This is a genomic window from Enterobacter sp. PL_is379 (genome assembly GCF_055817355.1).
On sequence record NZ_JBVPGT010000019.1, the window covers coordinates 94,085 to 120,870 of the forward strand.

At 56.5% G+C, this 26,786-nt stretch carries 25 protein-coding genes; 9 read left to right on the forward strand and 16 right to left on the reverse strand.

What is annotated here, in order from left to right; genetic code table 11:
- Positions 1-47 precede the first annotated feature (47 nt).
- The 4 genes from rpoH to ftsY all read right to left on the reverse strand — a co-directional run bounded on the left by rpoH (position 48) and on the right by ftsY (position 4,333).
- Complete coding sequence (gene rpoH / locus AC0TOY_RS02430) at positions 48-905, reverse strand: RNA polymerase sigma factor RpoH (RefSeq protein ID WP_024906692.1); 858 nt, start codon at positions 903-905, stop codon at positions 48-50.
- 251 nt (positions 906-1,156) lie between these two features.
- Positions 1,157-2,212, reverse strand: coding sequence for a permease-like cell division protein FtsX (gene ftsX, locus AC0TOY_RS02435; RefSeq protein WP_473721450.1), 1,056 nt, complete (start codon positions 2,210-2,212; stop codon positions 1,157-1,159).
- The gene (gene ftsE / locus AC0TOY_RS02440; RefSeq protein WP_023310016.1) at positions 2,199-2,870 is read right to left on the reverse strand and encodes a cell division ATP-binding protein FtsE; all 672 of its coding nucleotides are present in this window, start codon (positions 2,868-2,870) and stop codon (positions 2,199-2,201) included. The genes ftsX and ftsE overlap by 14 nt, the downstream gene beginning before the upstream one ends.
- Before the next feature lie 2 nt (positions 2,871-2,872).
- The gene (ftsY, locus tag AC0TOY_RS02445; protein WP_148770054.1) at positions 2,873-4,333 is read right to left on the reverse strand and encodes a signal recognition particle-docking protein FtsY; all 1,461 of its coding nucleotides are present in this window, start codon (positions 4,331-4,333) and stop codon (positions 2,873-2,875) included.
- 127 nt (positions 4,334-4,460) lie between these two features.
- Between ftsY and rsmD the strand changes: the two genes are divergently transcribed.
- Both rsmD and AC0TOY_RS02455 read left to right on the forward strand, forming a co-directional pair.
- The gene (rsmD, locus tag AC0TOY_RS02450) at positions 4,461-5,063 is read left to right on the forward strand and encodes a 16S rRNA (guanine(966)-N(2))-methyltransferase (RefSeq protein WP_048990594.1); all 603 of its coding nucleotides are present in this window, start codon (positions 4,461-4,463) and stop codon (positions 5,061-5,063) included.
- Positions 5,047-5,328: a DUF1145 family protein gene (locus AC0TOY_RS02455; protein ID WP_090420791.1), complete on the forward strand. Its 282-nt coding sequence runs from the start codon at positions 5,047-5,049 to the stop codon at positions 5,326-5,328. The genes rsmD and AC0TOY_RS02455 overlap by 17 nt, the downstream gene beginning before the upstream one ends.
- 60 nt (positions 5,329-5,388) lie before the next feature.
- Here AC0TOY_RS02455 and AC0TOY_RS02460 read toward each other — a convergent pair whose 3' ends face one another.
- Positions 5,389-5,745, reverse strand: coding sequence for a DUF2500 domain-containing protein (locus AC0TOY_RS02460; RefSeq protein ID WP_061716152.1), 357 nt, complete (start codon positions 5,743-5,745; stop codon positions 5,389-5,391).
- Positions 5,746-5,874: 129 nt separating this feature from the next.
- Between AC0TOY_RS02460 and AC0TOY_RS02465 the strand changes: the two genes are divergently transcribed.
- Positions 5,875-6,501: a lysoplasmalogenase gene (locus tag AC0TOY_RS02465; RefSeq protein WP_024906687.1), complete on the forward strand. Its 627-nt coding sequence runs from the start codon at positions 5,875-5,877 to the stop codon at positions 6,499-6,501.
- Between the two features lie 76 nt (positions 6,502-6,577).
- Complete coding sequence (zntA, locus tag AC0TOY_RS02470) at positions 6,578-8,749, forward strand: Zn(II)/Cd(II)/Pb(II) translocating P-type ATPase ZntA (protein WP_473721451.1); 2,172 nt, start codon at positions 6,578-6,580, stop codon at positions 8,747-8,749.
- An 89-nt stretch (positions 8,750-8,838) separates the two neighbouring features.
- Here the strand turns inward: zntA and ubiA are convergent, their stop codons facing one another.
- The 5 genes from ubiA to malK form a co-directional block, all read right to left on the reverse strand.
- Complete coding sequence (gene ubiA, locus AC0TOY_RS02475; protein WP_024906685.1) at positions 8,839-9,708, reverse strand: 4-hydroxybenzoate octaprenyltransferase; 870 nt, start codon at positions 9,706-9,708, stop codon at positions 8,839-8,841.
- A gap of 12 nt (positions 9,709-9,720) precedes the next feature.
- Entirely contained in the window at positions 9,721-10,218 is a 498-nt protein-coding gene (gene ubiC, locus AC0TOY_RS02480) for a chorismate lyase (RefSeq protein ID WP_024906684.1), read from the reverse strand.
- A gap of 180 nt (positions 10,219-10,398) precedes the next feature.
- Positions 10,399-11,352, reverse strand: a complete 954-nt coding sequence (gene malM / locus AC0TOY_RS02485) for a maltose operon protein MalM (RefSeq protein ID WP_473721452.1) — start codon at positions 11,350-11,352, stop codon at positions 10,399-10,401.
- A 114-nt stretch (positions 11,353-11,466) separates the two neighbouring features.
- Complete coding sequence (locus AC0TOY_RS02490; RefSeq protein WP_211138223.1) at positions 11,467-12,822, reverse strand: maltoporin; 1,356 nt, start codon at positions 12,820-12,822, stop codon at positions 11,467-11,469.
- 71 nt (positions 12,823-12,893) lie between these two features.
- A complete protein-coding gene (gene malK / locus AC0TOY_RS02495) occupies positions 12,894-14,003 on the reverse strand; it encodes a maltose/maltodextrin ABC transporter ATP-binding protein MalK (protein ID WP_032650555.1) in 1,110 nt (369 codons plus the stop codon).
- 370 nt (positions 14,004-14,373) lie between these two features.
- On the opposite strand from malK, the gene malE reads away from it, so the two are divergent.
- The 3 genes from malE to malG all read left to right on the forward strand — a co-directional run bounded on the left by malE (position 14,374) and on the right by malG (position 18,134).
- A complete protein-coding gene (gene malE, locus AC0TOY_RS02500) occupies positions 14,374-15,564 on the forward strand; it encodes a maltose/maltodextrin ABC transporter substrate-binding protein MalE (RefSeq protein ID WP_473721453.1) in 1,191 nt (396 codons plus the stop codon).
- 120 nt (positions 15,565-15,684) lie between these two features.
- Positions 15,685-17,229, forward strand: coding sequence for a maltose ABC transporter permease MalF (malF, locus tag AC0TOY_RS02505; protein ID WP_029740622.1), 1,545 nt, complete (start codon positions 15,685-15,687; stop codon positions 17,227-17,229).
- Positions 17,230-17,243: 14 nt separating this feature from the next.
- Positions 17,244-18,134 (forward strand): maltose ABC transporter permease MalG, encoded by an 891-nt coding sequence (gene malG, locus AC0TOY_RS02510; RefSeq protein ID WP_023310002.1) that lies wholly within the window; start codon positions 17,244-17,246, stop codon positions 18,132-18,134.
- Positions 18,135-18,231: 97 nt separating this feature from the next.
- On the opposite strand, the gene psiE is transcribed toward malG, so the two are convergent.
- The gene (gene psiE / locus AC0TOY_RS02515; protein WP_000202963.1) at positions 18,232-18,642 is read right to left on the reverse strand and encodes a phosphate-starvation-inducible protein PsiE; all 411 of its coding nucleotides are present in this window, start codon (positions 18,640-18,642) and stop codon (positions 18,232-18,234) included.
- Between the two features lie 96 nt (positions 18,643-18,738).
- Between psiE and AC0TOY_RS02520 the strand changes: the two genes are divergently transcribed.
- Positions 18,739-19,191 (forward strand): acyltransferase, encoded by a 453-nt coding sequence (locus AC0TOY_RS02520; RefSeq protein WP_047362612.1) that lies wholly within the window; start codon positions 18,739-18,741, stop codon positions 19,189-19,191.
- 78 nt (positions 19,192-19,269) lie between these two features.
- On the opposite strand, the gene AC0TOY_RS02525 is transcribed toward AC0TOY_RS02520, so the two are convergent.
- From AC0TOY_RS02525 to pgi, 5 genes are all read right to left on the reverse strand, one after another.
- A complete protein-coding gene (locus tag AC0TOY_RS02525; protein WP_473721454.1) occupies positions 19,270-21,366 on the reverse strand; it encodes a YjbH domain-containing protein in 2,097 nt (698 codons plus the stop codon).
- Positions 21,366-22,103 carry a capsule biosynthesis GfcC family protein gene (locus tag AC0TOY_RS02530; protein ID WP_024906677.1) on the reverse strand — a complete coding sequence of 246 codons (738 nt, stop codon included), beginning with the start codon at positions 22,101-22,103 and terminating at the stop codon, positions 21,366-21,368. The genes AC0TOY_RS02525 and AC0TOY_RS02530 overlap by 1 nt, the downstream gene beginning before the upstream one ends.
- Positions 22,100-22,738, reverse strand: coding sequence for a YjbF family lipoprotein (locus tag AC0TOY_RS02535; RefSeq protein ID WP_024906676.1), 639 nt, complete (start codon positions 22,736-22,738; stop codon positions 22,100-22,102). Before AC0TOY_RS02535 ends, AC0TOY_RS02530 begins: the two co-directional genes overlap by 4 nt.
- Positions 22,739-22,801: 63 nt before the next feature.
- A complete protein-coding gene (gene yjbE / locus AC0TOY_RS02540; RefSeq protein ID WP_008503423.1) occupies positions 22,802-23,044 on the reverse strand; it encodes an exopolysaccharide production protein YjbE in 243 nt (80 codons plus the stop codon).
- A 367-nt stretch (positions 23,045-23,411) separates the two neighbouring features.
- Entirely contained in the window at positions 23,412-25,061 is a 1,650-nt protein-coding gene (pgi, locus tag AC0TOY_RS02545) for a glucose-6-phosphate isomerase (protein WP_045909146.1), read from the reverse strand.
- Between the two features lie 374 nt (positions 25,062-25,435).
- Between pgi and lysC the strand changes: the two genes are divergently transcribed.
- Complete coding sequence (lysC, locus tag AC0TOY_RS02550) at positions 25,436-26,785, forward strand: lysine-sensitive aspartokinase 3 (RefSeq protein WP_045909145.1); 1,350 nt, start codon at positions 25,436-25,438, stop codon at positions 26,783-26,785.
- Position 26,786 lies beyond the last annotated feature (1 nt).

Here is a 26,786-nt window from a genome sequence, read left to right on the forward strand (position 1 = left end):
AAACCCCCGAATTTGCATTCGAGGGTTCTCGGTGTACTTCGCGGAAATTACGCTTCGATAGCGGCGCGAAGTTTTTTCATGGCGTTCTTTTCAAGCTGACGGACACGTTCCGCAGAGACGCCGTAGCGGTCGGCCAGCTCCTGCAGCGTGGACTTGTTGTCTTCGTCCAGCCAGCGGGCGCGGATAATATCCTGGCTACGTTCGTCGAGGCCTTCCATCGCATGGGTCAGCTTGTTCGCGGCCTGATCTTCCCAGTTATCCTCTTCGATGCCATCAGCAAAGTTAGAGGTTTTATCCTGCAGATACAGAACCGGTGCCATCGGCTGGCTGTCAGATGCGTCGTCGTCTGAGGACATATCAAAGGTCATGTCCTGCGCGGCCATACGGGATTCCATCTCACGCACGTCTTTGCTGGTTACGCCCAGCTCGCGCGCCACCATTTCCACTTCATCCTGATTGAACCAGCCCAGACGCTGCTTGGTTTTACGCAGGTTAAAGAACAGTTTGCGCTGCGCTTTTGTCGTGGCGACTTTCACGATACGCCAGTTGCGCAGCACGTATTCGTGAATTTCTGCTTTGATCCAGTGCACGGCGAAGGAGACCAGTCGCACACCCACTTCCGGGTTAAAGCGACGTACAGCCTTCATCAGACCGATGTTACCTTCCTGAATCAAGTCCGCCTGCGGCAGGCCGTAGCCCGCATAATTACGAGCAACGTGAACAACAAAGCGCAGGTGAGACAGGATCAGCGTCTTAGCTGCTTCCAGATCGCCCTGGTAATGCAGCTTTTCAGCAAGCTCCTTTTCTTCCTCGGCCGTTAACATCGGCCAGGTGTTCGCAGCCCGGATATAAGATTCCAGGTTACCAACAGGGGCTAAAGCTAAAGTTTGCATTTCTTTGGTCATTCATTCCTCTCAATGTTTCTTCTGGTCCAGGTCGTCCCCGTCAGGCAACAACCATGCCAAAGCGTTTGAGCAACGAGATTAGCATTCACTCTTTTATCAGACAGTGATTTTATCCACAAGTTCCAGGTGCAACGGTGAATAAATTACGCACAAAATGTGACATGGAGATGATAACAGGGGAAGAGACAACAGGGACGCTTTCCCTGCAGAGCGAACATCTCGGTGCAGGGAAAGATTATATCACGCTTTTATTAGTCGGGAGTAAAGTGACGTAAATGTTGAACGGTTGCCAGCCAGGCTGCCACCCACCCAATCATCGAGCACACCAGCAGCAGTAACAGGCACTCATCGAAACCTAAGCCGCTGATATTAAACTTCGTTCCGAAAACCTGCGCCACTTCAGTCACGGCAGACGAAAGCCGCATCACCAAAATTTCTGACAATATCAGTGAAAGAAATGCGCCGGAAAAACCGAGCAGTGCGCCACCGTAAAGGAACGGTCGGAGGATGAAGCCATCCGTCGCACCAATCAGTTTCTGCACGTTGATGGTATCGCGACGGGCAAAGATGCTCAGGCGTACGCTGTTACCAATGACGAGGAAGACCGCCGCCACCATCAGCACGCCAATCATCGCCGCGACGCGTCCTACCAGCCCGGTCAGGGCTGAGAGACGCGCAAACCAGCTGTCATCCATGCGCACTTCATCAATGCCCTTAATGCGCGTGATGCGATCGCGCAGCGTGTTAAGCGAATCGGTCCCCTGGAAATCCAGCTTCGGGATCACCACCGCCACGGCGGGCAGCGGGTTCTCTTCGAGCATATCCAGCGCGCCGCCAAAGCCAGACCAGTTACGGAACTCGCCCAGCGCGTCTTCACGTGAGAGATAGTTGACCTTCTCCACGCCCTGCTCGGCCTGGATTTGCCCAACCACCTGCGCCGCGGCGTTATCGTCGAGCGCTTTATCCAGATAGACCGTGATCTGCGGGGACGGATAATACTGTGAAGCCGCCTGGTTGACGTTTTTATAGACCATATAGCAGACGCTTGGCAGCGTCAGGGAGATGGCAATCACCATCACCGTCAGGAACGTCGCCAGCGGTTTGCTTTTCAGGTCCTGCAGCGCGCCGTGGAAAGCGTAGCGTACCTGTTCGTTAAACACGTTGGTTTTACGGGAGGCCGGTTTTGTCGCGGCATTCTGGCGCTTCGGCGCATTACGATTGCCGTCACCACCGCCCTGCGGCTTACGGAAACGGTCAAACCGGTTCCCGAACTGCCGAATCTGGTTTATTGCATCACGCTTGTTCACCGTGGCCTCCGTGCAAATGCCCGTCGCTCAGGGTCAGCATGCGGTACGAACGACGGGAAATGAGCCCGATATCGTGCGTCGCCATCAATACGGTGACCCCTACGCGGTTGAATTCCTCAAACAGACGCAAAATCCCTTCTGACAGGGCATCGTCCAGGTTACCGGTCGGTTCATCCGCCAGCAGCACGGCAGGCTTGTTCACCACCGCGCGGGCGATGCCCACGCGCTGCTGTTCACCGCCGGAGAGCTGGATCGGAAAGTTCTTCGCTTTGTCCAGCAGCCCGACCTTATCCAGCGCCGCAGAGACGCGACGGCGGATATCGTCATAGCTGGCGCCGGCAATAATCAGCGGAATGGCCACGTTATCGAAAACGGTGCGATCCATCAGCAGGTGGTGATCCTGGAAAATCATGCCGATCTGACGACGCAGGAACGGCACTTCGCGGTTTTTCAGGCGGCTGATTTCATGCCCGCCGAAAAAGATTTTCCCGGCGCTTGGCCGCTCGATCCCACAGATAAGCTTGAGCAGGGTACTTTTCCCCGCGCCGGAATGGCCGGTCAGGAATGCCATCTCGCCCGGCTGCAGGTGGAATGTCACCCCCTGCAGCGCTTGTCTCCCACCGAGATAGGCCTTGCTGACGTGTTCAAAGCGAATCATTGTTAGTCCTCTCGGGCAAATAATGCCTCAATAAAGTCGTCCGCCTTAAACGGACGTAAATCCTCAATACGCTCGCCCACACCGATGTAACGGATAGGAATGCCGAACTGGTCAGCGACGGAGAAGATCACCCCGCCTTTCGCGGTGCCGTCCAGCTTGGTCAGCGCGATCCCCGTCAGTCCTACCGCTTCAGTGAACAGCTTCGCCTGACTGATGGCGTTCTGTCCGGTGCTGGCGTCAATGGTCAGCATAATTTCATGCGGTGCGTCTTCGTCCAGCTTCTTCATGACGCGAACGATTTTCTTCAACTCTTCCATCAGGTGCGATTTGTTCTGCAAACGCCCTGCGGTATCGGCAATCAGCACGTCCACGTTGCGCGCCTTCGCCGCCTGGATGGCGTCGAAGATCACGGACGCGGAATCCGCGCCGGTATGCTGGGCAATCACCGGAATGTTGTTGCGCTGACCCCAAACCTGCAGCTGCTCAACCGCCGCCGCACGGAAGGTGTCGCCCGCCGCCAGCATCACCGATTTGCCCTGCTGCTCGAACTGACGCGCCAGCTTGCCGATGGTGGTGGTTTTACCCACGCCGTTCACGCCGACCATCAGAATAACAAATGGCGTTTTGCCTTCAATATTAAGCGGTTCGTCAACTTTTGCGAGAATTTCACCCATCTCGTCTTTCAGCAGGCCGTACAGCGCTTCGGCGTCGCGCAGCTGTTTGCGGCTCGCCCCTTCGGTCAGATTGGCGATGATCTTACGGGTGGTTTCCACGCCGACGTCCGCAATCAGCAGCTGTTCTTCCAGCTCTTCAAAGAGATCGTCGTCGATCTTCTTGCCGCGGAACAGACTGATAAATCCGGAACCTAAGTTTTCTTTGGTTTTGAGCAGGCTGCGCTTCAGGCGGGCGAAGAAACCTTCTTTGGTCGGTTTTTCCTGCTCCTGAACGATCTCTTCTTCCGGTTCTTCTTCCACCGGCACCACGATGACCGCTTCTTCAGCGGCTTCCGCCGCCAGCGCCTGGGCTTCAAGCTCTTCGTCGGTCAGTTCTGGCTCGAGCGCCGCTTCTTCTTCCACCGCCTCAACGATTTCAACGGTTTCCGCTTCGGCCTGCCACTCTTCGGCAGACACCTCTTCGGCTTTCACCTCTTCCGGCAGCGGCAGCTCTTCATGCTCGATAACGGCCTGCGGCGCTTCGGTAATGTCATCAACGACAACCGGTTCTGGCTTCTCGCTCTCCTGAACCTGTTCCGTGACCTCAACCACCTCTTCTGCAAAGGATTCAACCTCTTCTTTGCTGTGCGCCGTTTCTTCCGCGTCGACTACCGCGGCGGTTTCTACAGGCGTTTCAGGCGGTGACTGCTCTTCAACGGCTTGTTGCTCTTCGGTTTTCTGTTCTGTTTCTTGCTCTTTTTCACCGAAGCCCAGCCAGGAAAAGAAGCCACGTTTTTTTTGTTTTGCCATCTGCGACTACACTCCTCGCGGCGCTATATACATGGAAGCTAAAAAAATGATGAAATAGTCTAACACTTTACTTAATTGACATCACCGCCCGCAATCGCAGGCCAATTGTTAACAGAGCTTTCCTGAGATGAAGAAACCCAACCGCGCCCCGGCCGGTCAAATTCGTATTATCGGCGGTCAGTGGCGAGGCCGGAAATTACCGGTGCCGGACAGCCCCGGTTTACGCCCTACTACCGACCGCGTGCGCGAGACGCTGTTTAACTGGCTGGCCCCGTCAATGGTAGACGCCCACTGCCTGGACTGCTTCGCCGGAAGCGGCGCGCTCGGTCTGGAAGCGCTGTCGCGCTATGCCGCCAGCGCCACGCTGCTGGAGATGGAGCGCGGCGTAGCGCAGACGCTGCAGCAAAATCTGGCGACGCTGAAGGCGGGCAACGCCAAAGTCGTGAACACCAACACGCTGAGTTTTCTTGCGCAGAAAGGCACGCCGCATAACGTGGTGTTTGTCGACCCGCCGTTCCGTAAGGCGCTGCTGGAGGAGACGCTATCCCTGCTGGAGCAAAACGGCTGGCTGGCGGATGACGCGCTAATTTACGTTGAAAGCGAAGTGGAAAACGGTTTACCGCCGGTTCCCGCTCACTGGGATCTGCACCGTGAAAAAGTCGCGGGTCAGGTTGCTTATCGTCTGTATCACCGTCAGGCACAAGGAGGATCCGATGCCGGTACTGATTAATCTGGGACGTTTGCTGATGCTGGGCGTCTGGGCGTTTTTGATTCTGAATCTGGTGCACCCGTTCCCGCGCCCGATGAACATTTTCGTTAACGTCGCGCTGATTTTCACGTCGTTTATGCACGCCCTGCAGATGGTGATGCTGAAAAACGGCCTGCCGAAAGACGGCCCGCAGATGACGGGCTGGCAGCAGCTGCGCGTGTTTATCTTCGGCGTATTTGAGCTGCTGGTGTGGATGAAGAAATTTAAGGCGCAGGCGAAGAAATAAGGTGCGGGCTGATGCCCTCACCCTACCCCTCTCCCACAGGGAGAGGGAACCGTTCGTGCATTATTCCGTACTGAACCCTTCAAATCGCGACCCTTTGTAGCTCAGCGTTCCTTTCTCTCCCACTGTCAGCTGATGGTACTGCTGCGCCTCCAGGCGGAAGGTCATCTCCAGGCCGCCCGTTTCCGGCTTAAAGCTCGCTTCATAGCGCATTGTTGTGCCCGCAGGCGTCACCTGCTGCTGGCGTGAGCGGCGGTCATTGAGCGGTTTCTCGCGTTTGTTGGTCACCACCACGCGCTTTTGCATCAGGGGTGCGGCATCGTTATCCGCCTTCTCGCGGCGCTGCTGTACGAAGCGGAACGAGGCGGCAATGACGATAATCGCCACCACGATAATGAAAAACAGCGGCATCTTGCTCATTCTACAATCCCATCAGATTATGCGGAATTCAGGATACCCTGCCTTCCCCGCCATTGCCAAACGCCCGCCCGCGTCACTACACTGGATCAGAAACTGATTATTCAGACTTAACAGATACAGGGAGTTAATATGCTTTGGTCATTTATCGCTGTCTGTTTTTCCGCATGGCTTTATGTCGATGCGTCGTACCGCGGTCCCACCTGGCAGCGCTGGCTGTTTAAACCGGTCACGCTGTTGCTCCTGTTGCTGCTGGCCTGGCAAGCGCCGATGTTCAACGCCGTCAGCTATCTGGTGCTCGCCGGGCTGTGCGCCTCTCTGATTGGCGACGCCCTGACCCTGCTGCCGCGCCAGCGCCTGCTGTATGCCGTAGGGGCATTTTTCCTGTCGCACCTGCTGTATACCATTTACTTCGCCAGCCAGATGACGCTCTCTTTCTTCTGGCCGCTGCCGCTGGTGCTGCTGGTGATTGGCGCGCTGCTGATTGCGGTGATCTGGTCACGTCTGGAAGAGATGCGTTTGCCGGTCTGCACGTTTATCGCCATGACCCTGGTAATGGTGTGGCTGGCGGGCGAGCTGTGGTTCTTCCGTCCGACCGCTCCAGCGATGTCCGCGTTCTTCGGTGCCGCGCTGCTGCTGATCGGGAATGTCGTGTGGCTGGGCAGCCACTATCGTCGCCGCTTCCGTGCGGATAACGCGATTGCCGCCGCCTGCTACTTTGCCGGGCACTTCCTGATCGTGCGTTCGCTGTATATTTAAATAAGTCTTGACTCTGGAGTCGACTCCAGAGTGTATGCTGCGGTTAATGAGAAAATTATCATTACCGGAGACTGCCATGTCGACTCCAGAAACATCTAAAAAAGTTCCACAATTCTCGGCACTTAAGCTCAGCCCGGTTCCGTCGAAAGACGACTGCTGCTGCGAAGGCGCGTGCAAAACGCAAACTGAAATGCTGCCTGAAAGCGGCAACCGCTACAGCTGGGTCGTTAACGGCATGGACTGCGCCGCCTGTGCGCGCAAAGTGGAAAACGCCGTCAAACAAGTGCCGGGCGTGAGTCACGTTCAGGTACTGTTCGCCACTGAAAAGCTGCTGGTTAGCGCCGATAAAGACGTCAGCAAACAGGTGGAAGCCGCCGTCAGCAAGGCGGGCTATACCCTTCGTAGCGAAACGGCGCCCGCTGAAAAAGCCTCTTCCCTGCAAGAAAACCTGCCGCTCATTACCCTCATCATCATGATGGCCCTGAGCTGGGGGCTGGAACAGTTCAACCACCCGTTCGGCAACCTGGCGTTTATCGCCACCACGCTGGTCGGGCTGTTCCCGATTGCCCGTCAGGCGCTGCGCCTGATGAAAAGCGGCAGCTGGTTTGCCATCGAAACGCTGATGAGCGTGGCGGCTATCGGGGCGCTGTTTATTGGCGCAACGGCAGAAGCGGCGATGGTGCTGCTGCTGTTCTTAATTGGCGAACGTCTTGAGGGCTGGGCAGCGAGCCGGGCGCGTAAAGGGGTCAGCGCGCTGATGGCGCTGAAGCCGGAAACCGCCACGCGCGTGGTAAACGGCACGCGTGAAACGGTCGCCATCACGACCCTTCGTCCGGGCGACGTGATTGAAGTCGCGGCAGGCGGACGCTTGCCTGCAGACGGCGCGCTGCTTACCGCCACCGCGAGCTTCGATGAAAGCGCCCTGACCGGCGAGTCCATTCCGGTTGAACGTGAGGCGGGTGAAAAAGTGCCTGCGGGTGCCACCAGCGTCGACCGTCTGGTACAGCTCACCGTGCTTTCCGAGCCGGGCGACAGCGCCATCGACCGTATCCTGAAGCTGATTGAAGAGGCCGAAGAGCGCCGCGCGCCGGTCGAACGCTTTATTGACCGCTTCAGCCGGATCTACACGCCCGCCATTATGCTGGTGGCTCTGCTGGTTACCGTCGTCCCACCGCTGTTCTTTGGCGCGCCGTGGGAGGACTGGATTTATAAAGGGCTGACGCTATTGCTGATCGGCTGTCCGTGCGCGCTGGTGATTTCCACCCCGGCGGCCATTACCTCCGGGCTGGCGGCGGCGGCACGTCGCGGGGCGCTGATTAAGGGCGGCGCGGCGCTGGAGCAGCTGAGCCAGGTTCAGCAAATCGCGTTCGATAAAACCGGTACGCTGACCGTCGGCAAACCGCAGGTGACCGGCGTATATCCGCAGGACATCAGTGAAGATGAACTGCTGACCCTGGCCGCCGCCGTTGAACAGGGTTCCACTCACCCGCTGGCGCAGGCGATTGTGCGTGAAGCGCAGTCGCGCGGGCTGAACATCCCTCCGGCAACCGCCCAGCGGGCGCTGGTCGGGTCAGGGATTGAGGCCACCGTTGACGGTAAAAAGGTACTGATTGTCGCGGCTGGCAAGTCTTCTACTCCAGAGGTGGAGGCGTTAGAACAGGCCGGACAAACCGTCGTGACCGTCCTGCAGGTCGGCGTCGCAAAAGGGATGCTGGCGCTGCGCGACACCCTCCGCGATGACGCAAAAGAAGCTGTGGTGGCGCTACATCAGCTGGGCGTGAAGGGCGTGATTCTCACCGGCGATAACCCTCGCGCGGCGGCAGCAATTGCGGGTGAGCTGGGGCTGGCGTTTAAAGCCGGATTGTTGCCTGCGGATAAGGTCAGCGCGGTAACGGAGCTGAACGCTCGCGCACCGCTGGCGATGGTCGGTGACGGGATTAACGATGCTCCGGCGATGAAAGCGTCCACCATTGGTATTGCGATGGGCAGCGGGACCGACGTGGCGCTGGAAACGGCTGACGCGGCGCTGACCCACAACCGCCTGACCGGGCTGGCGCAGATGATTAGCCTGGCGCGTGCGACACGGGCCAATATCCGTCAGAACATCGGTATCGCGCTGGGGTTGAAGGGGATTTTCCTGGTGACCACGCTGCTTGGCATGACCGGGCTGTGGCTGGCGGTACTGGCGGATACCGGGGCAACGGTGCTGGTGACGGCGAACGCGCTCAGGTTGTTGCGTCGCCGGTAAAAAAACGCCCGGTGGCGCTGACGCTTACCGGGCCTACATATCCTGCTAAATCGTAGGCCGGGTAAGGCGAAGCCGCCACCCGGCTTTTTTTATATGAAGTAGCTCATCGCCAGGCCTAAAAACAGCACCAGACCGACGTAGTTATTGTTCATAAACGCCTTGAAGCAGGCGTCGCGTTCGCGCTTCGCAATCAGCTTTTGCTGGTACGCAAACAGCAGTCCCGCCACCAGCACGGACCAGTAGAACTCCCAGTTCAGCCCGTTCAGACGACCAATCGCCACCATCAGCGCCAGTACCGCAACCTGCAGGATACCGATAATCAGCTTGTCCTGACGGCCAAAGAGGATGGCGGTTGATTTGATGCCAATTTTCAGGTCATCGTCGCGGTCAACCATCGCGTACTGGGTGTCATACGCCACGGCCCAGAGAATATTCGCCAGGAACATCAGCCAGCAGCTGAGCGGTAAGGACTCACTAACCGCCGCAAACGCCATCGGAATCGACCAGCCAAACGCCGCCCCCAGCACCACCTGCGGCAGATGGGTGTAGCGCTTCATAAACGGATACACCCAGGCCAGGGCCAGCGCCGCAACGGAAAGCAGAATGGTCATGGTGTTGAGGGTTAACACCAGCAGGAAAGAGAGCAGCACCAGAACAATAAACAGCACGCGGGCTTCTTTCCCGGTAACCTGCCCGCTGGGTAACGGACGACCGGCAGTACGCTTTACATGGCCGTCGAATTTACGATCGGCATAGTCATTCACCACGCAGCCCGCCGCGCGCATCAGCCAGACGCCGGCTACGAACACGCCAAGGATCCACAGCGGCGGCACGCCAGGCGTGGCGAGCCACAGCGCCCAGAGGGTCGGCCACAGCAACAGTAACGCGCCAATGGGTTTATCGGTACGCATTAAGCGGTGATACGCCAGCAGCTTATTCTGCGTCAGGCTCCACTCCATTTTTTCTTCCTCTTAGTACAACGGTGATGCCGGTAAAAAAAGCTCCGTCAGAATTAACGGTTTACCGCTCAGGCGAAGGCGGGAACGACGCCCCCAGAGTTCGGCATCACGACCAATCTCAATAAAATCCCGGGTAAGCTCAGACGAGGTGAAAAGGTAACGCCCCAGCGGCGTTTTCCCCAGACGTTGCAGCGCCAGCTCGGGCCCGGAAAGGGTGGACTCGGGCACCACCGTCCGCCCGGCAAGCCACGGCTCACCGTCAGCACAAAGTAAAATTTCACGCAGCCAGTAACGTGGCTCTTGCGGCAGCAGCGGCAGCTCGCTGGCAATCTCATCGCCAGAGACAAACCCTTCCTGAATCAGGGTCACCGTAACCGTTTTACCCTGCTGCTCAAAACGTTTCGTCATGGAATCTTCCAGCAGCAACCAGTCCAGTTGCTGCGGTTCAAGCGCAGGTATTTGGTCGAAATAGCGCAGCGCACGCAGTTGCGTTAGCGCAGGGTGTGACATGCCAGACTCTCCGATACATAACGTAATGGCATTGTATCGCAGAAACACGGATTGAGGGGGGCCAAACGTTATTTAACGATCACGATCGCAACAAGAGTGCAACAGCCTGGCGGAGACGAAAAAAAGTGCGCCCATTCAGGCGCACCAAACGACTAACAAATCAGCACTGCGGGGAAACGGTTACCCCTTGCCTTTTACACTGCTGATAAAGGTGGAACGGGCAGTGGTTGAACCTAAACGTTCGGCTTCATCAAGCAGTTTCAGCGCTTTATCGACATCGCCGCGCTTCACCGCCTGCTTAATGGCATTGTTGAAGTACTCTTCGGTGTCGTTCAGTACCGGTTTGGATGGTTTCGCTGGAGTCGGGGCAGAGGCTGGCGCGGTTACTGGAGCAGCAGCGACAGGCGCAGCATAGGCTGGTGCGGCCGTGTTACCAACGGTTACCGGACCCGGGCCAGACGAGCCAAACAGTGGGCCAACCAGTACGCTGGAAGCGCTATTGGTGGAGACTTTTAACTTCACCAGACCATCCGTTGCGTGGCGGGCAATAGGATCAGGAATATCCGGTACCGCGTTGCCGGTACCTTTCGCATACGCTTTTGCAGGGTCAACTAAGGTGGTTGTTTGTTGCAAATCTTTATCGGTAGTAAATACCAGCACGTAGATTTTTTGCTGACCCAGAGCCGGGGTCAGACGCATCACGCCTTGCAGGCGATCAGCACTCATTACGCCGGGTTCCTGGTAGGTAAAATACTCGCTCGGGAAGAACGCAGATGGCGTCATGTTTTGATCGAGGATCAGCACATTCGGCGCAAATACGCTGGTCTGTTTATTCACTTCGCTGGTTAGCGTTAACGTTAGCTCACCGATATTGGCCGGGACGCTATAAGCCGCTACGGGCCCCGTGATACCGGGCACATTCAGCTGCTGCCCACCAGTGGAAAGCTGGGTGGATTGCGTTTTGGATTGATCAACCGGTGTCCAGGTCAGTTGCTGCAGCGCCGCCGTCGGAACTGAAGGCGCCGTGGTCGTATTCTGAGGAACAAAATTTACTTCCGCGAATGTCAGCGCCGGCACACTGGCCAGCAGCCCCGCAGAGAGGCACAGCGCGACGAGACTTTTCTTCATTTTCATTGTTATTACCTCTGATAGCAGTGAGGACTGCGGTGGCCAGGCAATAGCGCGCAGTACCCTAAGGAGAGAGGGGCTTGCGCCCCTCTTTCAGGTCATTACGTCAGGTCTTGCGAATTACCACCAGATTTCCATCTGGGCACCGAAGCTCCACTCATCAGTGTCACCGCGGCCGAGGCCTGCAGTCTGCATACCGAAGTTGGAGTTGTAGTTGGAGCTTGTAGAGATCGGGCTACCGGAGGTGTCGTAACCCCACTTCTCATCCCACTTGGCGTAGGTTGCGAAGACACGGATTGCCGGACGAGACCAGATGCTGTCGCCAGCCTGCCACTGTTGAGCCAGTGTGATTTTGTACTGGTTGTTGGTTTCGTCAGTTTTCTGAGATTTGACGTTGTCGTAGCCCACTTCCAGCAGGGTACTCATGATTGGCGTCCATTTGTACATAGGACGCACGCCGACGGTCCACCATTTGGTGCCGTTGTTGTTATCCCAGTCGATATCCTGATACATACCGACGTACATCAGATCCCAGTTGTCGGCCAGGGAAATTGCACCGTGGTCGAGGATACGCAGCAGGCTACCGTTGTTGTTGATGCCATAACCGTAGAGTTTGCCGTCGGTATCGTCCTTACCAAGACCAATGCTCGCACCCTGGTTCAGACCTTTACCCTGAGAGGTCATGGAGTCCGTTGCATACTGAACAACAAATTTGTTATAGCCTTTCAGCATGCTCTGGGTATGTTCTGCGGTGAACATCCAACCATCTTTCGATGCTTTTGGCTGCAGATAGTAGTTATCGTTAACGTTGGTGTGACCGTAGTCAACACCCAGTTCCAGCGTACCGCCTGGGTTGACTTCCATCTGAGCTAAACGCACGTCAAACACGTCGTTCGCTGTGTCGGTGGTGTAGTCACGGACGCTGTTGCTGGCGAAGGTTGAAGAACCGCCAGCTTCAGTAGAGCGGCTGGCTGCCAGAGAGAGCTTACCGAAGCCCAGGTCGATGTTTTCGATACCCGCACCAGGACCTGAAATATCCCAGTAGTAGAAGTCGATCATGTGAACGTCATGACGCTGATAGAAGCGCTTACCGGCCCAGATGGTGGAACCTGGCAGCCATTCAATCAGGTTTTTACCCTGCACGTTGGCTTCACGGAACGCCGGATCAGTGGCTTCCCAGTCATTCTGCTGCGCAACGGAATACGCGACGTTGGTGTCGAAATAGAAGCTCTTATCGCCTTCTTTCCACACTTCCTGACCCAGTTTCAATTCCGCATAGGTTTCACATTCGTTACCAAGACGGTATTTACTTTGAGCACCCGTTGCCTGGAAGCACTGCTGAGCACCGCCACTCCCGGTCCAGCCAATGCCGGAACGAGCATAACCTTTAAAGTCCACGGCGCCTGCCTGGGCAGACAGGATGCCTGCCGCAACGGCGATTGCCAGAGGGACTTGTTTGCGCAGAGTAATCATCATTCTATCTCCTGAGATCATTGCTTTTCTTTGAACACTTCACCTGTCGGTTTCGTGTCTTCTTTTGGGATTGCTTAAACGCCTGGCTCTTTGTGCAACCGACGACATGCAGTGCCATCCTCACGGAACAGATGGCAACGCTCTGGCGGCAAGCCGATAGCGAATCTGGCACCCTCTTCTACCAACACCACGTCGTTCTGGCGGTAGACCAGGTTCTGACGGATGGCGGGGATCTGGATATGAATCTGTGTTTCGTGACCAAGCTGTTCGACGACCTGAACGTCACCTTCCAGGGTCACATCGGCGATGTGGCTCGGCAGCAGGTGCTCAGGACGAATACCGAGGGACATGTTTGCCCCGACCTGTACGTTGGCGCTGTCGACCGGCAGCCAGACCTGCTGGCGGTTTGGCAGCTCCACCTGTACCTGTTCAATCGCGGTCGCGGTCACTTTGACGGGCAGGAAGTTCATCTTTGGCGAGCCAATAAAGCCCGCAACAAAGCGGTCTGCCGGGTAGTGATACAGCTCCAGCGGTTTGCCCACCTGCGCCACGCGACCGGCATCCAGCACCACGATTTTGTCGGCGAGGGTCATCGCTTCGACCTGATCGTGGGTGACGTAAATCATCGTGCGGCCAAGACGCTTGTGCAGACGGGAGATTTCGATACGCATCTGGACGCGCAGGGCGGCATCCAGGTTAGAGAGAGGTTCATCAAGCAGGAACACGCGCGGTTCGGCCACCAGGGTACGGCCAATCGCCACACGCTGACGCTGGCCACCGGAGAGCGCTTTCGGCTTACGCTCCAGCAGGTGCGCCAGCTGTAACACTTCCGCCACCTGCGTCACGCGCTGGTTAATAACCTCTTTCTTCGCGCCGGCCAGCTTCAGGCCAAAGGACATGTTCTCGGCAACGGAAAGATGGGGATAGAGAGCATAAGACTGGAACACCATACCGACGCCACGTTCGGCAGGTGGGATGTCGTTCATTCGGGTATCACCGATCAGCAGGTCGCCGCTGGTGATGGTTTCAAGACCGGCAATCATACGCAGCAGAGTAGATTTACCACAGCCTGATGGGCCAACAAACACCACGAATTCGCCTTCGTTGATGTCCAGATTGATGTCTTTCGACACCACAACGTCACCCCAGGCTTTCGTTACATTACGCAGCTGTACGCTCGCCATGCCCTTCTCCCTTCGTTACAACCTGTCACCGACAGAAACATTCAAGATAAGTTCACTATGGGGTATCCATTACTTTCCCGAATCCTCCACCCCCCGCCTTTTTTATGGGGGAGGAGGCGGGAGGATGAGGGAGCAGGCTCTGCGACCGCTGCGGGAGGGCTGAGGCAAAATTCGTGAAGCCGCCTGCAAAATTCGGTGGGTTTTTATGTGCGCCAGCACTCATAACTTAAATTTATGCAACGGAGATCACACAAACCGGGGGTGGGGCGTAGGGGTTGGGAGGATGGAAAGAGGATGTCAAATAAGGAGACTGAGACACGTTGAACCACTGAAGTCATACCACGAGACATCACCAAAAAGGATGGCAGCTATGAATATCAAGACTGGCGCACGCGTTTTCGCATTGTCCGCCCTCGCAGCAATGATGATTTCCGCACCGGCGCTCGCCAAAATTGAAGAAGGCAAACTGGTTATCTGGATTAACGGCGACAAGGGCTATAACGGCCTGGCCGAAGTGGGCAAAAAATTCGAGAAAGATACCGGCATCAAAGTGACCGTAGAGCACCCGGACAAACTGGAAGAGAAATTCCCGCAGGTTGCGGCAACCGGCGACGGCCCGGACATCATCTTCTGGGCGCATGACCGTTTCGGGGGTTACGCGCAGTCTGGCCTGCTGGCTGAAGTGACGCCAGACAAAGCCTTCCAGGACAAACTGTTCCCGTTCACCTGGGACGCCGTTCGCTATAACGGCAAGCTGATCGCTTACCCAATCGCGGTTGAAGCCCTGTCTCTGATTTACAACAAAGACCTGGTCCCTAACCCGCCGAAGACCTGGGAAGAGATCCCGAAACTGGATAAAGAGCTGAAGGCGAAAGGTAAATCCGCCCTGATGTTCAACCTGCAAGAGCCGTACTTCACCTGGCCGCTGATTGCTGCCGACGGCGGTTACGCGTTCAAGTTTGAAAACGGCAAGTATGACGTGAAAGACGTGGGCGTGGACAACGCAGGCGCGAAAGCGGGTCTGACCTTCCTGGTGGATCTGATCAAGAACAAACACATGAACGCGGATACCGACTACTCCATCGCGGAAGCGGCGTTCAACAAAGGCGAAACCGCGATGACCATCAACGGTCCGTGGGCCTGGACCAACATCGATAAGAGCAAAATCAACTACGGCGTGACGCTGCTGCCAACCTTCAAAGGCAAGCCGTCTAAACCGTTCGTTGGCGTGCTGAGCGCAGGCATCAACGCTGCCAGCCCGAACAAAGAGCTGGCGAAAGAGTTCCTGGAAAACTACCTGCTGACCGATCAGGGTCTGGATAAAGTGAACAAGGACAAACCGCTGGGCGCCGTCGCGCTGAAATCCTTCCAGGATCATCTGGCGAAAGACCCACGTATCGCGGCCACCATGGATAACGCCCAGAAAGGCGAAATCATGCCGAACATCCCACAGATGGCCGCATTCTGGTACGCCACCCGTACCGCGGTTATCAACGCTGCAAGCGGTCGTCAGACTGTCGATGCCGCGCTGAAAGATGCTCAGGGTCGTATTACTAAGTAAGCAGAAAAACGGCGGGTGGCGCGTGCGCTTACCCGCCCTACGACTACGGCACGATCCGTAGGTCAGGTAAGCGCAGCGCCACCTGACGATAAGATTCCACCGTTGTAGAGGAAGAACCCCATGGATGTCATTAAAAAGAAACGCTGGTGGCAAAGCGACGCGCTGAAGTGGTCAGCGATCGGTCTGCTGTGCCTGCTGGTGGGTTACCTTGTTGTTTTAATGTACGTACAAGGGGAATATCTGTTCGCCATCATGACGCTGATTTTAAGCTCTGCTGGCCTGTATATTTTCGCTAATCGTAAAGCCTATGCCTGGCGCTATGTCTACCCGGGCGTGGCCGGGATGGGGCTGTTTGTCCTGTTCCCGCTGATTTGCACCATCGCCATCGCGTTCACCAACTACAGCAGCACCAACCAGCTTGCACAGGAACGCGCGCAGCAGGTGCTTCTGGACCGCTCATATCAGGCGGGTAAAACCTTCAACTTCGGCCTGTATCCTGCCGGAAACGAGTGGAAGTTAGCGCTTACTGACGAAGCAAGCAGCAAATACTATGTCTCCGACGCGTTCAAATTTGGCGGCGAGCAGAAGCTGGCCTTAAAAGAGGCACAGGCCCTGCCGGAAGGTGAACGTGCCAACCTGCGCGTCATTACCCAGAACCGTCAGGCGCTGACCCAGCTCACCGCCGTGCTGCCAGACGAAAGCAAAGTGACGATGAGCTCGCTGCGCCAGTTCTCCGGCACGCAGCCGCTCTATACTCTGGCGGATGACGGCACGCTGACCAATAACCAGAGCGGCGTAAAATATCGTCCAAACAACGACATTGGTTTCTATCAGTCCATTACTGCCGACGGCAAATGGGGTGATGACAAACTCAGCCCGGGCTACACCGTCACCATCGGCTGGGACAACTTTACCCGCGTGTTTACCGACGAAGGCATTCAGAAACCGTTCTTCGCCATCTTCGTCTGGACGGTGGTCTTCTCCGTACTGACCGTGATCCTGACCGTTGCCGTGGGTATGGTGCTGGCCTGTCTTGTACAGTGGGAATCCCTAAAGGGCAAAGCGATCTACCGCGTGCTGCTGATTCTGCCGTATGCCGTGCCGTCGTTTATCTCGATTCTGATTTTCAAAGGGCTGTTTAACCAGAGCTTCGGTGAAATCAACATGATGCTGAGCGCGCTGTTTGGCATCAAACCGGCCTGGTTCAGCGACCCAACCACCGCCCGCTCGATGATCATCATCGTCAATACCTGGCTGGGCTATCCGTACATGATGATCCTGTGCATGGGCCTGCTGAAGGCTATCCCGGACGATCTGTACGAAGCCTCGGCGATGGACGGCGCGGGCCCGTTCCAGAACTTCTTTAAGATTACGCTGCCGCTGCTCATCAAGCCGCTCACCCCGCTGATGATTGCCAGCTTCGCCTTTAACTTTAACAACTTCGTGCTGATTCAGCTGTTGACCAACGGTGGTCCGGATCGCCTTGGCACCACGACGCCGGCAGGTTATACCGACCTGCTCGTGAGCTACACCTACCGTATCGCCTTCGAAGGCGGCGGCGGTCAGGACTTCGGTCTGGCGGCGGCGATTGCCACCCTGATCTTCCTGCTGGTAGGCGCACTGGCGATTGTGAACCTGAAAGCCACACGTATGAAATTTGACTAAGGAGGGCATCGATCATGGCAATGGTACAACCCAAATCTCAGAAGCTGCGCCTCCTGGCGACGCACTTAGGCCTGCTGATTTTCATCGCGGCGATCATGTTCCCGCTGCTGATGGTTATCGCCATCTCCCTGCGTTCGGGTAACTTCGCTACCGGGAGCCTGATCCCGGACGAAATCTCCTGGGAGCACTGGAAGCTCGCGCTGGGCTTCAGCGTAGAGCACGCGGATGGCCGCGTCACGCCGCCGCCGTTCCCGGTGCTGCTGTGGCTGTGGAACTCGGTGAAAATCGCAGGTATTACCGCGATCGGTATCGTGGCGCTGTCCACCACCTGCGCTTACGCCTTTGCTCGTATGCGTTTCCCGGGCAAAGCGACGCTGCTGAAAGGGATGCTGATTTTCCAGATGTTCCCGGCCGTGCTGTCGCTGGTGGCGTTGTATGCCCTGTTTGACCGTCTGGGCCAGTACGTACCGTTTATCGGACTGAACACCCATGGCGGCGTTATCTTCGCCTATCTTGGCGGTATCGCACTGCATGTATGGACCATTAAAGGCTATTTCGAAACCATCGACGGCTCGCTGGAAGAAGCGGCGGCGCTGGATGGGGCAACCCCGTGGCAGGCGTTCCGCCTGGTACTGCTGCCGCTGTCGGTGCCTATCCTGGCGGTGGTGTTTATCCTGTCGTTTATCGCCGCCATCACCGAAGTACCGGTTGCCTCACTGTTACTGCGTGATGTGAACAGCTACACCCTGGCCGTCGGTATGCAGCAATACCTCAACCCGCAAAACTACCTGTGGGGTGACTTTGCCGCGGCGGCCGTACTTTCCGCCATCCCGATTACCGTGGTGTTCCTGCTGGCGCAGCGCTGGCTGGTCAACGGCCTGACGGCGGGCGGTGTGAAAGGTTAAGTTTCATTTTGTTATGCCACTGCAACCCTCAACTTTAGACGTATTGTATTGACCCAACTTGTGACTGTTGTTAGGCGGCCTCCGGGCCGCCATTTTTTTATTCTCGCTTCAGCCGCTTCGAGTTACACAGCCAGAGGGTGATCACCAGCAGCAGGATCGCTGCCGAGTAGATCAGCACGTCGAGCGGGGATTTATGATCGACGATGATCAGCCGCACAATCGCGGTGATCCCAATGTAGACAAAATAACGCAGCGGGAAGTGAAAGCCGGACTGAAAGTACTTCACAATCAGGGCGATAAATTCAAAGTAGAGAAAGTAGACCACCAGGCCTTCCACCAGCGCATATTTGCTGGTTTGTTCAGGGGCAAACAGTACATCCGCCAGATGCACCGTCTCTTTACCCAAAAAGACGACCAGTATCAGGCCAAGGCTCAACAGACCGAGGTTCAGCACGGTCTGGAGGATAGTTGAGATAAACTCAACGCGCGGGCGAGTCAGGGATGTCATACAGCACCTCATTCTCCAGGGCGAGGTTTCTGTATAACGCAAAAATGTGACGGAGATCTATATTTTTTAATTATGTTTTATGTAGGGAGGTAACCGATGGATCGTAAACCAACCGGGGTTCGCAACGTGACGTGCGGCGACAATGTGACCGTATATGAACCCACTAATCTTTACGACTGTGTACTGGGCAACGGCGTATTCGTCGGCCCGTTTGTTGAAATCCAGGGCAATACGCGCATCGGTGACGACAGCAAAATTCAGTCGCACACCTTCATCTGTGAGTATGTGACCATTGGTAAGCGTTGCTTTGTTGGCCATGGCGTGATGTTTGCCAACGATATGTTTCGTGAGGGGAAACCGAACGCCGACCGGACCAGCTGGGGCCATATTACCATCGGAAATGATGTGTCGATTGGCAGCGGTGCCACCATTCTGGCGGTCTCCATTTGCGACGGAGCGGTGATTGGGGCGGGAAGCGTGGTGACGAAATCGATCGTCGAGAAAGGTGTCTATGCCGGGAACCCGGCAAGGCTGCTGCGCCGCTTGTAGTTCGCCCGGTGGCGCTGCGCTTACCGGGCCTACAAAAACCGTAGGCCGGGCAAACGCGGTGCCGCCCGGCGTGAGGCATCAGCGGAAGTTAATGTTCTTATCGCTGGTCATGTCGTACAGCTGGAACTTACGTCCAAGCTGCTGACCCCCGTCGCGCGTCAGCGGCGTCCAGCCGATGGCCGCGCGGCTGCGGGTTGGGCCTGACGAGAACAGATCCAGCGGAATCGACACGTAAACCCCTTTGGTGAAGTCCCCTTCCCCATATTCGTCCGGCGAGACGTTGGTGATGGTGGCGTAGCCGCCCACCACGACGCCGCTGTCGAAGTGTTTGGAGATGTCCAGCGTGCCGCCCTTATCGCCCGCCAGGTACTGGCCGACGCTGGCTTTCACCAGCACATCAGGTGCAAACGACGGCGTCCAGTAGGCGGTCAAATGGCCCGTTTTGACGCTGTAGTCGGTGAACTTCATCATGTCCTGGGCGCTGCGCCAGTCACGCTGCTTGACGTAGTTGGCATCAACCCCGAACGCCCAGTTGCTGTCGACAGGACGATAAAGCACTTCCGCCCCCGCGCCGCCGTACATGGTTTCCAGATACCCGCCGTACACCTGGCCGTAGAAGCCGTTGCCGAAGTACTGGAAATAGTTGGCCTGCAGGTTATTCACGTAGGCATCGTTCTGCACGTACTCACGCACGCGGGTACGCACGCGCGGCAGCTGTGAGTCTTTTGGCGGGTTGGTATAGTTGAACTTGTCGTAGTTGTTAGCGATGTTGCCAAACAGGCTGCCGGTGGTCAGCAGGTGGTCGGTAAGCCACAGATCCGCCGTCGCCATGACGCCCAGCTGATACATGTAGAAGTTTTCCGGCCCACCGACGGACTGGTTCAACACCGGATCGATATGGAAATCGAAGCGCGACTTGTCGATATACCAGCCCTGCTCGGTGGTCTCCGGCACGATCGGCTCTACGCGTTTTTGCACCAGCTCGGTTTCATGCCCGAGCGGTTCGCCTTCCAGGTGGCGCTTAAGGCTGGCAACGTCCGTTTCCGTCGTCACCTGCGGCAGGTTGAGACGATTCTCCGTCACGCGGATCGTGCGGATCCCGTCCGGGAGATCGTTCATAACGATCCGGTTGGCGCGTTCGATCCCTTCGCGCGAGTCGCGGTATTTCACCTGCTCGCCGGTCACGTACAGCGTATCGCCTTTCACCTGAATTTTCGGATCCGCCAGACCGGCATTGTATTTCAGCAGCGTCAGCTGGTTTGCCACCACGGAGTGCTGCAGAATCGCATCCTGCGGCTCCGGCTGGTATGCAGGCCGCGCGTTATCATTGTAGTGCGGCCGCATGTCGTTAAAGTTGGTGCGCAGCGTGAAGCCAAACATCACCGTATTGCCGCGCTCGTAGCTGAGGTTAACGTCGGCCCAGTCGGTGACGCGATAAATGGCGCCGATGTTAAACTTGCTCTTCTGCTCAATCTTCCCGGCGAAGTCCTGCGAGTAGTCATTCCCTTCATACTCCAGCTTCAGGCGTAATGGCTGCCAGGGTGTTTGATACTCTACACCGCCAAACAGCGACGCCGGACCGTGGAACATCTGGTCACCGTTGATGGAGCCCGCTTTCTGGTAGCTGTTATCGCGATAGCAGTATTTATCGCTGTAGGAGCAAAACGGGTTTTTTACGTTGCCGCTGGTGCCGAGATAGCCCCATCCCATACCGAGTGAGAAGTCGAACGGCCCCCAGGCCTTGCTGGCCACGATGTATTCCGCGTCAAACAGGCCGGTACCGCCGATATCTTTGGCACCCACTGAGACCTGCGGCATCCAGTAGCTCTCTTCCCACAGGCGCAGCTTGACGTCGAAGGCTTTATCTTTGTAGGTCTGATCGCCTGAGAACGCCTCGACGCTGCTGTATTGTTTCGTCCGCACGTCGGTATAGCGCAGCGTGGTTTCAAGCCACGGGAACAGCTGCACCGACGCCGAGTAGTAGCGATACTGGTCGTTATCACGGTAGTTAAGGCTAATTTCCCCCTCGCGCGCCATACGCGCGGTGGGCGTTTGCAGTAAACCGACGCCGCCGAAGTCTGACTGAGACGGGCCAATGGGTGCCGGATACGTTTCTGCATGGCAGGCGGCACTCACGCAGAGCGCCAGCATGCTGTAGAGATAGGTTCTTTTCATTATTCCGGTATCCGCTGAATCAGGGAGTGAAGGATATCGGCGTTAAGCCCGTCATACGCCTTCGTCCAGAAATGGTCGGCAAAACCGACAAAAATAATGCTGCCCGGCATGGGTTCGATATGCCGTTTATTCCAGTAAGCGACGGGAGCTTTTTGCGTGTGGCCGTCAGGGTAAACCACCCAGGCGTAGCTGTTATCCGCGCCGCTCAGCATGCTCTGCTCGTCGAGGTAGCTCGCCACGTCACGACCGGGCGTAAAGGGCTTTTTACCCGGGCTGCTGATAAGCCCCATCACGGTCACCGTCGTCGGCTTCGCCGGCAGCCAGAGCGTATAGTCTCCTTCCAGCGCGGGGTTGCCGTTTTCCGTGACGCGCACGTCATCCGGGTCAAGATTGACGTTCTGACGGCCCGTCACCTTCAGCGCCTGCAGCTGCTGACGGACGCTGTTAATGGCCGCCGCGTCGTCGCCATCTTCCTGCTCCGCGAGTCCCGTCAGCCTCGCAAGGAGCGCCTTGTGCTGTTGTTCCGCTTCAGCGGTCTTCTGCCGTTCAGCGATGACCGCGCCCGGCCACCAGCTGTTGGCGAGCCTTGGCTGTCCGACGAGATCGAGCAGATGCTCGGCGTGGGTTAAGGTTTTGGGTTTTTCACTGTCCGGCGTGTAGACCTTTACTGTCCCGGCGGACCATGCCAGCGGCGCGGCAAAACTGGCGATAAGCGCAACGTGAATGAGCGTTTTCATGATTTCGCCGCCTTGATCAGGGTGGTTTTGACCGGGAAGAATCCGGCACCGAGATACTGTAAGGACTGACGGATCTGCCCTTCCTCGTCGATCCAGAAGCGGTTGTGCCAGGTGGCCTGGTCGGTGGTGACCTCTTCATCCAGCACGCGAACCTGCGTTTCGTCGCTGCCGACTTTCACGCTGTCGGTGCCGTCCCAGCGGAAGGTCGAGCGTGCCGTGGCGTAACGCACCTGCTTGTGTTCGGTCCAGCCCATCGTGCGCGTCCAGCCTGCGCCGTCGGCGATCTGGTTCGGCTTGATCAGCGGGTCGTCGGCGATATTATTCACCTCCAGCAGGTTATCGCCGCCCAACAGGGTTTTCACGATACGGCCATGCTGCGTCACGATGGTGGCCTGATCCTGCGTCACCCATTTCTGCTGCCCGTTTTCATCGAAAGCGAGCACCACAAACAGTTGCGGGCCATCGTTAAGCTGCATGTACTGACTGGCATAGGGCATGTTCTGAAGTTCGTCATCGGTCAGATGCACGCCCGGTGTGCCGAACAGGCTTTCCCACAGTGAGTTCCCCAGCCCTTTAGTGGTGGCCGAGCACGCCTGCAGCAGCAGGCAAATCAGAATGATTGCAGGTCGCTTCACGACTCTTCTCCGAAGGGGCGAAATAACCACACCGAAGTGTGGTTATGATTAAAACACCCGCTATTACTGGGTGCTGGTTGTCGTGGTGGTCGTGGTTCCGGTGTTGGAGCCATCACCGCCACCGGTTGCCGCCAGCGCGACACCCACGGCTGAACTTACGGTGCTGGCGCTGGCTGCGGTAGAACTTCCCGCAGACGCAGACGTCGCAGCCGAACCTGCCGCTTCCCCGACCTGAACCGGAGCTGCATAGACAGATGTCGCCGCAAGCGCAGATATGGCAAAAATGCCATACAGTACTTTCTTCATAACAATTTCCCTTCAATGAATGAATGGAGATTTGCCCGAAAAGAATTTCAGGCGGAATCGAGTATACACAACTACTGCCGTGGGTTTGCCGTAAGAGGAAATAGGGAGAGGGTTTTCGGACTAATGGTTAAAATGGAAATGAAAGACAAATGACATAAATATATAATATATAAAAATCAATAACTTATAATATAAATATATTAATGGACTACTGCGTATTTTCTTAAAATAAACCGCAGCAATTAGCGGGTTAACCGTCTTTTTCGGATTAAACTCAGAACCAGAATTTGAGTTAACTAACAGACATCAGGAATTATCCGATAAAAAAATGCCGGCATTTCGCCGGCACGTTTTCATGACGTTTTAATTACGCACGCCATGCTTTATAACGGTTGATCAAACCATTTGTTGAGCTGTCATGGCTGGTAATCGCTTTATCATCACCCAGCTCTGGCAGAATACGGTTTGCCAGCTGTTTGCCCAGCTCAACGCCCCACTGGTCAAAGGTGAAGATGTTCAGGATCGCGCCCTGCGTGAAGATTTTATGTTCATAAAGGGCGATCAGCGCACCCAGGCTGAACGGCGTGATTTCGCGCAGCAGGATGGAGTTGGTTGGACGGTTGCCTTCGAACACTTTGAACGGCACCACGTGGTCCAGCGTGGCCGGGTCTTTACCCTGGTCACGGTATTCCTGCTCAACCACCTCGCGGGATTTACCAAACGCCAGCGCTTCGGTCTGTGCGAAGAAGTTGGACAGCAGCTTCGGATGGTGGTCGGACAGCGGGTTATGGGTAATAGCCGGGGCGATGAAATCGCACGGTACCATTTTGGTGCCCTGGTGAATCAGCTGGTAGAAGGCATGCTGACCGTTAGTACCCGGCTCGCCCCAGATGATTGGGCCCGTCTGGTAGTCCACCGCGTTGCCATTACGGTCAACGTATTTACCGTTGGATTCCATGTTGCCCTGCTGGAAGTACGCAGCAAAGCGGTGCATATACTGGTCGTACGGCAGGATCGCTTCGGTTTCAGCGCCGAAGAAGTTGTTGTACCAGATCCCGATCAGCGCCAGCAGTACCGGCAGGTTTTTCTCTGGTGCGGTGGTGGAGAAGTGTTTGTCCATCGCGTGCGCGCCGGAGAGCAGCTCAACGAAGTTGTCGAAGCCCACGGACAGGATGATGGACAGGCCAATTGCAGACCACAGAGAGTAGCGGCCACCAACCCAGTCCCAGAACTCGAACATGTTCGCGGTGTCGATACCGAACTCGCTGACGGCTTTACCGTTGGTAGACAGCGCCGCGAAGTGTTTCGCCACGTGCTTGTTGTCGCCCGCGGTTTTCAGGAACCAGTCGCGCGCGCTGTGGGCATTGGTCATGGTTTCCTGGGTGGTAAAGGTTTTAGACGCAACCAGGAACAGGGTGGTTTCCGGGTTCACGTTCTTCAGCACTTCGGCGATGTGGGTACCATCGACGTTAGACACAAAGTGCATATTGAGGTGGTTTTTGTACGGACGCAGCGCTTCGGTCACCATGAACGGGCCGAGGTCAGAACCGCCGATACCGATGTTTACCACGTCGGTGATCGCTTTGCCGGTGTAGCCTTTCCAGCTACCGGAGATGATCGCTTCGGAGAAGGTTTTCATCTTTTCCAGCACCGCGTTCACTTCCGGCATGACGTCTTTGCCGTCAACGATGATTGGCGTATTGCTACGGTTACGCAGAGCGACGTGCAGCACGGCACGGTCTTCGGTGCGGTTGATCTTCTCACCGGAGAACATGGATTTGATGGCGTCCGCCAGCTCGGTTTCTTTCGCCAGATCCTGCAGTTTTGCCAGCGTCTCTTCGGTAATGCGGTTTTTAGAGAAATCCACCAGCATCAGGTCGTCGAAAGTCGCGGAGAACTTGTTGAAACGATCGGCATCTTTCGCGAACAGATCCGCGATGGTGACGTCTTTCATTTCATCAAAATGTTTCTGGAGTGCCTGCCAGGCAGCGGTCTGCGTTGGGTTGATGTTTTTCATTAGCAATACTCTTCTGATTTGAGAATTGTGACTGCGGTCGATTGTAGCGCCTGCAAATAAAAATTGTGATGGTTTTTATGCCATTGCCCTAGCCTGCATCAAACACAGGTGAAAAGACCCGAAAAGTATAGCTGCTGAAGCGCCTTCCAGGAGCGGTGAAATGTCGGTCAAAATGCCCTAAAACGGAGCATAAAATCTGGCCCTGTTATAAGTCCTGTTTCTCAGGGGTACCCCCCCATAAAAAATCCGCATAATCCCAGCATTGACAGGACCTCCCCCGCATTTTATTTATAGGGCCGTATTTTGCGCCTGCACCTGTTTTCGTTTCACTCTTGTGCCAAGGTCGCTTATTCATTCCCTGACACGAGGTTGTTATGACGAGTTTTGTGGTCGCCAAATTTGGCGGCACCAGTGTGGCCGATTACGATGCCATGAACCGCAGCGCCGATGTGGTGCTGGCCGATCCGAATACCCGCCTGGTGGTGCTGTCTGCATCTGCCGGCGTGACGAACCTGCTGGTTTCTCTGTCTGAAGGACTGGAAGCGACAGAACGTTTCGTGAAGCTGGATGCACTGCGCAAAATTCAGTTCGACATTCTTGAGCGTCTGCAGAACCCGAACGTCATCCGCGAGGAAGTGGAACGCCTGCTGGAAAACATCACCACCCTGGCAGAAGCCGCCTCGCTGGCCACCTCCACCGCCCTGACCGACGAACTGGTCAGCCACGGTGAGCTGATGTCCACCCTGCTGTTTGTGGAAATCATGCGCGAGCGTAACATTCAGGCGCAGTGGTTTGACGTGCGTAAAGTGATGCGCACCAGCGACCGCTTTGGCCGCGCCGAGCCGGACGTTGAAGCACTGGCCGAGCTGACCAATCAGCAGTTGGCCCCGCGTCTGGCAGACGGCATCGTGATCACCCAGGGCTTTATCGGCAGTGAAGCGAAGGGCCGCACCACCACGCTTGGCCGTGGCGGCAGCGACTACACCGCCGCGCTGCTGGGCGAGGCCCTGCATGCCACGCGCGTGGATATCTGGACTGACGTTCCGGGTATTTACACCACCGACCCGCGCGTCGTTTCTGCGGCGAAACGTATTGATGTGATCGCGTTTGAAGAAGCGGCGGAAATGGCCACCTTCGGCGCGAAAGTGCTGCACCCGGCAACGCTGCTGCCTGCTGTGCGCAGCGATATTCCGGTCTTTGTCGGCTCCAGTAAAGATCCAAAAGCGGGCGGCACGCTGGTCTGTAAGAAAACGGAAAACCCGCCGCTGTTCCGCGCCCTGGCCCTGCGCCGTCGCCAGACGCTGGTGACGCTGCACAGCCACAATATGCTGCACTCCCGCGGTTTCCTGGCGGAAGTGTTTGGCATTCTGGCGCGCCACAACATCTCCGTGGATCTGATCACCACCTCTGAAGTGAGCATTGCGCTGACGCTGGACACCACCGGTTCTACCTCAACCGGTGATACCCTGCTGACGCAGTCGCTGCTGATTGAGCTGTCTGAACTGTGCCGCGTGGAAGTCGAAGAAGACCTGGCGCTGGTTGCCATCATCGGTAACAAGCTGTCACGCGCCTGCGGCGTGGGCAAAGAGGTGTTTGGCGTGCTCGACCCGTTCAACATCCGCATGATTTGCTACGGTGCGTCCAGCTATAACCTCTGCTTCCTGGTGCCAGCCGATCAGGCCGAGCAGGTCGTGCAGAAGCTTCATCAGAATTTGTTTGAATAAG